The sequence below is a fragment of the Agrobacterium sp. DSM 25558 genome (genome assembly GCF_900100825.1).
Classification (GTDB): domain Bacteria; phylum Pseudomonadota; class Alphaproteobacteria; order Rhizobiales; family Rhizobiaceae; genus Agrobacterium.
This window is the reverse complement of the sequence record NZ_FMUD01000065.1, coordinates 1-8,515: the sequence shown is the minus strand read 5'-3', so window position 1 is coordinate 8,515 and position 8,515 is coordinate 1. Positions and strand designations below refer to the sequence as shown.

The following is an 8,515-nucleotide window of genomic DNA, read 5'->3' as shown; positions in this document are numbered from 1 at the left end:
GAAAGCGGCACTCCTTCACGCGGCTGCTCGTCCACCGTCCGAAGTTATGGATATCTTTTGTGGTGCTATCGCCGAGCTTTCGCGGCTTCGCGGTTGGACCAATTCAAACGGGGGGGCGATCACGGCAAGAAACCTTTGGGTGTCCCTTGGCCGGCGCGAAGGCGAACTCCCTCGAAAAATAAGATTGCTTCTTCACACGCACATATTGGTTGGCAACGCTGCTTGGGAGGAGGTCGCTTGGAAGCAATTCTGCAAAACGTTGGTTGCCATGTTTGACACAGGCGATGGACAGGCTGTTCCGGGGGAGGTATCCGACTATTGTTGTTTCGTCGGGGGTAAAGAGGCGGATGCGGTGGAGCCCGCTAGGCAGGCAACGAAGCAGGTCACAATATCGCAAGCAACCATCCGTCTCGGCTCTATCCATTCGGTTAAAGGAAAAACGGTCGACGGTATCTTGGTCATGGAAAGCGAGGTCTGGAAAGGGCACGCAAAAGGCCAATCATGCCTCGATCTGGCAACCGCCTTGCCGACAGCGTTCGGAGTTGAAGGGGCCGCGCCATTATCCGAAATAGGGTTGGCCGCGGCCACTAATGTCTTCGTCGCGGTGACACGACCTCGGGAACTCTTGTGCCTTGCGCTAAGGAAGTCGGAGTTCGTTGCGCTTGCGGAGATCGTACATAAACAAGGATGGAAGGTCGTAGACCTCGCAAAGGGTGCCTAATATCGTAATCGTAACGAGCGATGACGATCGGCCTTTTCGATACCGGGATAGGGATAAATGAGTGCATTATCAGGACTGGCCTCGTCGCAGGAATGGTTGAAGCAGTTCAAGGCAGAGGATCGCGATGTTGCGCGAATGGTGCTCGACGAGGTTCAACTTGTTTCCTCGCGGAAGTTCAGTGATGGAATCATCGAGCTCATTGATGAGATTGCAGCAGAGAGACCGGACAAGGATCGGAAAATCGCGCTTTACTCGGAAAGGCCGATGAAACTAGCGTGGGGAGATGTTCCTTCATTCTTCCCTAACTCTCGGCACGGTCGAGCTGAGGGTCCGGGCGTCCCCCCGATTGTCGTCAATCCGAAAGACCAGGAGGTTGGCAGCGAAGGCATAGTCGCACAGCTGATAACGGCTTACTGCCGCGCGAATCCACGGGTTGCATTGTCGCACCCTGGACCAACGAAGCTGCGAAAGGATCGAGTGAGCCACATTGTGCTGGTAACCGATCTCATAGGTTCGGGCGATCGCATTTACAGGATGCTCGAATCATTTGGGCATGTGGCGACCCTTCGGAGCTGGCAATCGTACGGACTGATCAAGTTTATCGTCGTCGCTTATGCCTCAACGGACACCGGTCTGCGGCGCCTTCAGACTATGCCTCTGCCTCACGAGGTTCGGTCGGTGGTGAGTTCCGCGACCCTTTACACAGCCTTCAGAGGGGCGAGACGCGAGCTATCTTACAGCCTCTGTCGAAAATATCCGCCCGCAAGGCGCGGCGATCCCTTTGGATGGAAAGGTGGTGGAGCTCTTATTTCGTTCTCTCATGGTTGCCCCAATAACGCACCTGCTATCCTTTGGACCAGAGCGAACTCATGGAAACCAATATTTCCAGGTCGTACTGTTCTGGCCGCGCAAGAAGCTTTCGCTATTGATGACGATGATTTGCTGAGGGAGCGAGCGGAGCGCATACTCAAAGCTGCGACCGCGCGAGAACGATTAGATGCCCCAGACGGTCGGCTTTGGCTTTCCACCATGGCGATTTTGGCGGCGAGCGAAGATGGAGCGCGCGGTGCGAGGGAAGTCTCCGCGAGGTTGGGGATACCGCTTCGCGAAGCGGGCTTGCAACTAACGCTCTGTCGGACAGCAGGTTGGATCGCGGGTAAAGGACGACTTACCGTCATAGGCCGGCTGGAGCTTAAGCGATTGAGAAGGCGGTTACGTCCTAAAACAGTATTTCCCTCGGATACGAATCCATTCTACTATCCGAGTCAGCTGAGGGCTCCATGACAGCGATTAGGAATGCGCCGCGGAAGCGGCGATGGGCACCATGGGTGTCCAGAGCATCGGATTCTCGATGCTCGCTTCACGTAGCTTGTTTTTCATGCTGCGCACTGGCACGAGCCTTTACCGGCGGCGTCTTAGGTACGCCTCGCGCCAGTACCCACCGAATGGGGTCAAAGTAATGCAAGCATGGAGCCCTCAGCACTATCGCTACGAAGCAGAGCGTCACGGTGTTCAGGATGAGACAATTGACAATGCTATAGCCCGCATAGAGCTGATTGTAGCGAACAACGCCAATGTCACCCCTGTTCTCACTTTGCGTCATTTGAGCGCAATGTCGGGAGTCGAATATGGCTTCCTTCGCTCGGTGATCTCACGTTCTATGATGCGGAAAAAGTATCGCGTTTTTTCTTTGAGAAAAAACGTACCGGGTCGCACTCGATATCGGTTGATTTGCGTGCCGAATGAAGAGCTAAAGACCGTACAAGATTGGATTGTAAGGAATATCCTGCGCCATACGCGGTCGCATCCAGCCAGCTACGCCTACCATCCAAAGTCACGTCCGGAGTTTGCAGCGAAAGCTCACTGCGGCTGTGACTATCTTTTGAAAGTTGATATTCAAGATTTTTTCAACAGAGTAACTGAGGGCAAGATTACTCGCATATTCCGTGATCTTGGCTTTTCAGACCTTGTTTCCTTCGAGTTAGCCCGCCTTACCACCGTTACAGCGCAAGGCATGGAGCTCCCGGAGGGCCTCTCTGAACGTCGATGGCCTGCCATCCCTGCTTACCAATCAAGATATGAGGGCTTTCTCCCGCAGGGCGCTCCGACAAGCCCAATGTTGTCTAATTTGGCAATGCTCGCCTTAGACGAAAAACTTCAGGAGTTGGCAAGCTCGGAAGGCATATCCTATACTCGCTATGCCGATGATCTAACGTTCTCAGCTCGAAAGCCTCATGAATTCGAATCAATGAGGCGATTTAAACGGAAAGTTCTCACTGAACTTAACGCTGCGGGATTTCGGCCCAATCTGCGGAAGACCCATATCCGTGGTCCAGGAGCGCGGCGGATTGTTCTGGGAATGCTTGTCGATGGTCAAAAACCTCGTCTTACGAAGGAATTCAAGGACGGTCTGCGCCAGCACCTTCATTATCTGACTTCAGATGATCATGGCCCGGCTGCCCATGCGCAAGCCAATAAGACCTCTATAGGTGGAATGTTTCATGTAGTTCGTGGAAAAATTGGATGGGCTACGCGCGTAGAGCCCGAATATGGCAGGAAATGCCTTATCCAATTTCGAACTATCAAATGGCCCCCTATCTATGTCTATCGCGACAAGTGAGGGACCAGGACTTCACCTGTTTTCGAGACGATCGACGATCCATAAGGTTCGCGCGAAGAAATCAGCGCATCGTCCGGCAGAGGGCGGCGAGATGCTGAGCTTGCTGCCAAGGCGCCCGCATCCAAATCTCCGTTTCTCCCTTCGTCAGAAGAAGGACCGGCAGGGCCTTTCAATGGATCGGTTTGACTGACCCGTCCGGATCGGTGGTCAGGGAGCGATAGAGGTCATCGGTGGGGCCGTCCTTCACCTTACGGACACTATGCCAGCCGGGCACATGAATAAGGAACAAGAACCAGCTTGAAGCCCTCTCCACTCGAATCCTTCAGTTTCGGACGCGCCGGTGGCCTCGCTCAGAAGCGTATGCGCCTCTATGAAGCCTCTGCCAAAGACGCATTTTGTTGCAGCCAAATAGGTGAATATGATGCAAATCGATTGACGGACTGCTGACGCCTCAACTAGAGATAAGCAAGTGATACCTTATAAGAAGAGTTTTTCAGGGGATGATCGGAGTAGATTTGTTCGCCGGGGGAGGCGGACTGACGCTGGGCGCTAGTTTGTCAGGCATCGACGTTAGAGTCGCCGTTGAAAGTCATGCTGCTGCTTGTTTGACATATCAGGCTAACCATCCAAACACCGTACTGCTGAGCAAGGACATAACGACCGTCGACACCATCGATGTTGGAAGGCGCGACGGACCTGTCGTACTTTTCGGAGGTCCACCCTGTCAGGGGTTTTCGACGTCGAATCAACGCACTCGACATGCCGAAAATCCGAAGAACTGGCTCTTTCGCGAGTTTTTGAGGATGGTGAAATCGGTAAAGCCGGAATGGGTTGTTTTCGAAAATGTTGCTGGGATTCTTCAGACAGATCGTGGTCGCTTTGCTGCGTCCTTTCGCGACGAACTAGCCGGAATGGGGTACAAGTTAGCATCGGGAGTCTTGAATGCCGCTGACTTTGGCTGCCCACAACGCCGCTCTCGCTATATCGTGATTGGCTCCCTGATCGCCACGCCTGATCTTCCAATACCGCCGAAATCAGTGCTCGCTCCAACCCTTTGGGACGCGATCGGCGATCTTCCGGAGTTAAAGAATGGTGCGACTGAGGATCTGCTGCGTTATGGTAGCGAACCCAGATCTGCCTATGCCAGAGCTTTGCGCTCGGATCTAGAGCTATGCTCGGGTCACTTAGTCAGTCGAAATGCGGATTCGATCGTTGCTCGATACGCTCACATCCCGCAGGGCGGAAATTGGCAGAATATACCAGGTATGTTGCGTGATCCGGTGAATGATCGTCGCCGTTATCATTCTGGAATATATCGTCGCCTTATCCAGGACGCGCCGTCGGTCGTGATCGGCAATTTTCGAAAAAGCATGCTCATTCATCCGACGCAGGATCGCGGCTTATCGGTTCGTGAAGCTGCGCGCCTCCAAAGTTTTCCCGACCGCTATCGTTTTTGCGGTTCTATCGGATTTCAGCAACAACAGGTAGGTAATGCCGTGCCTCCGATCCTCGCGAAAGCGGTCTTCGATAACGTCCTAGCTGTCTCCAACCAATTAGGGGGACATTAGGATGCCGGTTAACATATACGTTGGGTCCGAGCTCGAAAAGCTGCTGTTAAAGTCGCGATCGAAAACTGCGAAGTTTCCTCATCGTAGTGGGCAGTACTACGCAAATTATTTGGTGATCAAGCAATACCTTGCTGACAAGTATTATTCTGTCGCAGCATCGGGCCTCGCGACGAACGGCGATCGATACACCAAGCATGACATCGGTCATGTTGATGATGTGATAACTACCGCTGGCCACATGCTTGGCTTTGATACAGACCCAATAGCAGCTTCAAAGTTGTTGGAGCCTTACGAGGTGTTCGTCCTTCTAGTCGCGATTTTGCTCCACGATGCCGGCAATGCTGTTGCGCGAGAGGGGCACGAGCAAAAGGCGGGAGAAATACTGCGTGAAGTGGCAGTAGCGGCCAACTTGACAGCACTCGAACAGCGAATGATAGCTTCTATCGCACAAGCGCATGGCGGCGAGATGGAGGATGGTAACAAGGACACAATTACCGAACTGATAGTTGATCCAGTCCCCAGTATCGGCAATGTGAAAGTTCGCGCTCGGCTTCTTGCTGCGCTGCTGCGTCTGGCTGACGAGCTGAGCGAGAATCCGACCCGAGCCGATCAAGTTGCTATCGACAAACCAGATACGCCAGACATCTCCTTACTTGCTAACCTGTACTGTAAATCAATCAACACTAAGATCGACCACGCAGGTAAATCGATTACATTAGCCTACGATATTGAGATGGAGTTATTGCCGCGGGTGTTCAAGGTTCAGACCAAGCAGGGCGGAACTAGTGAAGTCATGTTCATTGATTACGTCGCTGATCGTTTAGAAAAATGCGAGCGTGAACGGCGATACTGCAATCGGTTCCTCGTCGGGGCGGCTGGCTACGATCGTATCAGGGCTAGCCTAGTCGTTATACGGGACCATCGAGAGGTAGATAGGGTTGCGGTGGATCTGGAGGAGGGAGGTTATCCAGGTCTGACTATGAGAGTAAAGCAACTGGAGCCTCAATTTGATGGTTGCGTTATGCGGGACAAACATTGCTCACCGATTCAAGAGGAGTAGGCTTCGTGCGTGCAAACCCGTTTGGCGTTCAAAATCCAGAGCATGTCGATCCTGAATACATCGCTCGGAACTTTGTTGAGGTCCTGACAGATTTTCCACGTCTGAAGGAGCACAGCAATACATTCATCCACGGTGCGCGCGGAACTGGCAAGAGCATGCTACTGCGGAGCCTGGAACCGCGGGTAATGATCCTCCAGCACAAGGCTTCCAAACTTAACGAACTTCCTTTCTTGGCGGTCCATGTACCGCTTCGCACTGCTGATTTCGGCGCGCCCGAGTTCAGCAGGTTCAAGGGTTACACCTTGAATGCGATCGGCGAACACCTACTCGTCATGCACATAGTTCTGCGCGTTGCTCAGCTTTTGAGTAGTTTCAGCGCCGAGATATCAGATGCATCGGCCCGAGTATTCCAGGGTCGTTTCGAGAATTTGTTCAGCATTGCCGGTGGTTCGATATCGCAGGCCGCCACGCCTACTGGTAAAAATGGCGCATTCGAACTCGTCGCAAGCGTGTGCGAGCGGAATATCTTCGAGGTTCGTCAGTATTTGGTGCGTCAGCCTTTTAGATCGAGCGAGCCTGACTACCAAGGCGCGCTGGCGGGCTTTTTAGACTTTCTTGTGCCTCTGGCACGAGAAGTCAAGAGAATGGAGGGGTTACCCAACGTTCCTCTCTTCGTAATGCTGGACGACGCAGATAACCTCCCAATACCGCTACAGCGCGGCCTTAATTCATGGGTATCGACACGTAGCACCGGCGACATATGCCTTAAGGTTACGACACAGCTTGCGTATGCGACAATGCGTACTCTGGATAATCGAATTATTGAAAGTCCGCACGATTACGCAGAGGTGAACCTTACGGCGGTCTACACCTCCGCGCTGGACACTTACAGTGGTCGCCTTAGGGAGATCATAACGAAGCGCCTTCAAAACGCGGGTATCAAAGCGACTGTAGATGAGTTTTTTCCGTTGGATGCGGCGCAAGAAAAGCGTCTGATCCAAATTGAGGCGGAGATAGTGACAGAGCACTTAAGGAAAAATGAAGAATCAGACATCCAAGTGGGTGCGACGCGGGTCCGTGACGAAAAACGACGCTACGCCGTTCCCACCCTGATGCGGGAGATTTCAGGGGCGTCCAAATCTTCCCACACATTCAGCTACGCAGGATTCCGGTCGCTAGTCGACCTGTCGTCCGGCGTTGTACGTTGGTTCCTCGAGCCAGCCAGCCGAATGTACGACCAGGTCATAAGCGAACGCAGCGAAGAAGCAGGTCTGGTCTCTAGCATCCCTGTCAGGATTCAGGACCGTGTGATTAAAGAGTGGTCAGCCGAGTTCCTCGAACCTCTTAACAGGCAGTCGAGTGAAATATCAGACGATCAGACAGATATGAGTGAAGGAATAGAGAGTCTACATGCGGACGGCCACGAAACCATCCTGTACGAGAAGCTCCGCAACTTGATCGAAGGATTGGGAAGACTGTTCCGAGGTAGATTGCTGGATCCAAATGCTAGGGAACAGCGGGTATTTTCGATGGTTTTGAGGGACCGCGCCAACCCTGACCTTGAACGCGTCCTGAACTTGGGTGTTCGTCTTGGCTACCTCCAACGGTCAGATTACGCTGCGAAGGAAGCTTTGGGTGGACGTCGACCCAGGTTTATCCTCGCACGACGACTAGGGCCGCATTATAAACTCGATATCTCTGGCTATGCAGCGCATCTGTCGGTGATGTCGCAGGATCTTGAGCTTGCAATGAGAAGTCCGGGGGATTTCGTCAAAACACGACTGAGGACAGAAGCATCGCCAACAGCCCAGTTCAACTTGGATCTCGACGGAGGCAGGCTTGGAAATTCGGACAACTGATCTAACGTCCTCGATTTGGATCAAGCCGAGAACGCTGATCGCGCGCCTCAGCTTTGAGGAGCGCTCTACCGTGGTAGCACAGGCGGCACCCCACGGGTTGTGCACCCGTGGCGTCTTGTTCGTTTCCGAAGGGCGTAGTGAGCTGGCGCAAAGACGTGTCGAAGCAATTACTTCGCGCCACTCTGGGCTCCGTGTCGTAAACTTGCGCACCAGCGATCCAATGGCAACAGCGACGAAAATCCATGAAGCGCTGAATTCGGTGAGCCTCGTCGACGCAGTGATCGATGTGACCGCCTTTCGCCGCGAAGAGCTTCTTATACTTTTACAGGTTCTTAAAGGCATCGAAAGTTCGAGACGACGGAACTGCCGTCTTGTATATATATCGGCTGGGGGTATGGCCGATACTCTGTCGGGAAAAGTTACCCAATGCCGTTCGGTTGTCGGCTACGCTGGTGCCATTTGGCCCACCCGTTCAACGAGGCTCGTTGTCCTTATGGGCTTTGAGATTCCGAGAGCCCGTGCGATCATCGAGGCCTACGAGCCAAAGCACTTAATCCTGGGCAGAGGAAGGAAGTCGGAGTCCATCAGTTCTTAGCTGTCAGATAAGAACGATGCTTTCTTCAAGTAACTCGCTTCGAATTATTCCAATATCGAGGCCACATTCGAGTTTTCTGCAGGCGACCCACT

Annotated in this window: 5 protein-coding genes and 1 pseudogene; 5 read left to right on the top strand and 1 reads right to left on the bottom strand. The window is 53.1% G+C overall.

Annotated elements, in window-relative coordinates; translation table 11 throughout:
- Nucleotides 1-268 precede the first annotated feature (268 nt).
- A complete protein-coding gene (locus DSM25558_RS27165) occupies nucleotides 269-721 on the top strand; it encodes a hypothetical protein (RefSeq protein WP_143240271.1) in 453 nt (150 codons plus the stop codon).
- A gap of 1,315 nt (nucleotides 722-2,036) precedes the next feature.
- Complete coding sequence (locus DSM25558_RS27155; protein ID WP_077107733.1) at nucleotides 2,037-3,341, top strand: reverse transcriptase family protein; 1,305 nt, start codon at nucleotides 2,037-2,039, stop codon at nucleotides 3,339-3,341.
- Here the strand turns inward: DSM25558_RS27155 and DSM25558_RS29565 are convergent.
- Nucleotides 3,326-3,624, bottom strand: a pseudogene (locus DSM25558_RS29565) (hypothetical protein); the annotation flags it as partial. The gene DSM25558_RS27155 and the pseudogene DSM25558_RS29565 sit on opposite strands and share 16 nt — an antisense overlap.
- Before the next feature lie 217 nt (nucleotides 3,625-3,841).
- On the opposite strand from DSM25558_RS29565, the gene DSM25558_RS27145 reads away from it, so the two are divergent.
- The 3 genes from DSM25558_RS27145 to DSM25558_RS27135 are packed head-to-tail and all read left to right on the top strand — an operon-like array spanning nucleotide 3,842 to nucleotide 7,828.
- Nucleotides 3,842-4,909, top strand: coding sequence for a DNA cytosine methyltransferase (locus tag DSM25558_RS27145; RefSeq protein WP_077107732.1), 1,068 nt, complete (start codon nucleotides 3,842-3,844; stop codon nucleotides 4,907-4,909).
- Nucleotide 4,910: 1 nt separating this feature from the next.
- Nucleotides 4,911-5,969, top strand: coding sequence for an HD domain-containing protein (locus DSM25558_RS27140; RefSeq protein ID WP_077107731.1), 1,059 nt, complete (start codon nucleotides 4,911-4,913; stop codon nucleotides 5,967-5,969).
- 5 nt (nucleotides 5,970-5,974) lie between these two features.
- Nucleotides 5,975-7,828 (top strand): ORC-CDC6 family AAA ATPase, encoded by a 1,854-nt coding sequence (locus tag DSM25558_RS27135; RefSeq protein WP_077107730.1) that lies wholly within the window; start codon nucleotides 5,975-5,977, stop codon nucleotides 7,826-7,828.
- Nucleotides 7,829-8,515 lie beyond the last annotated feature (687 nt).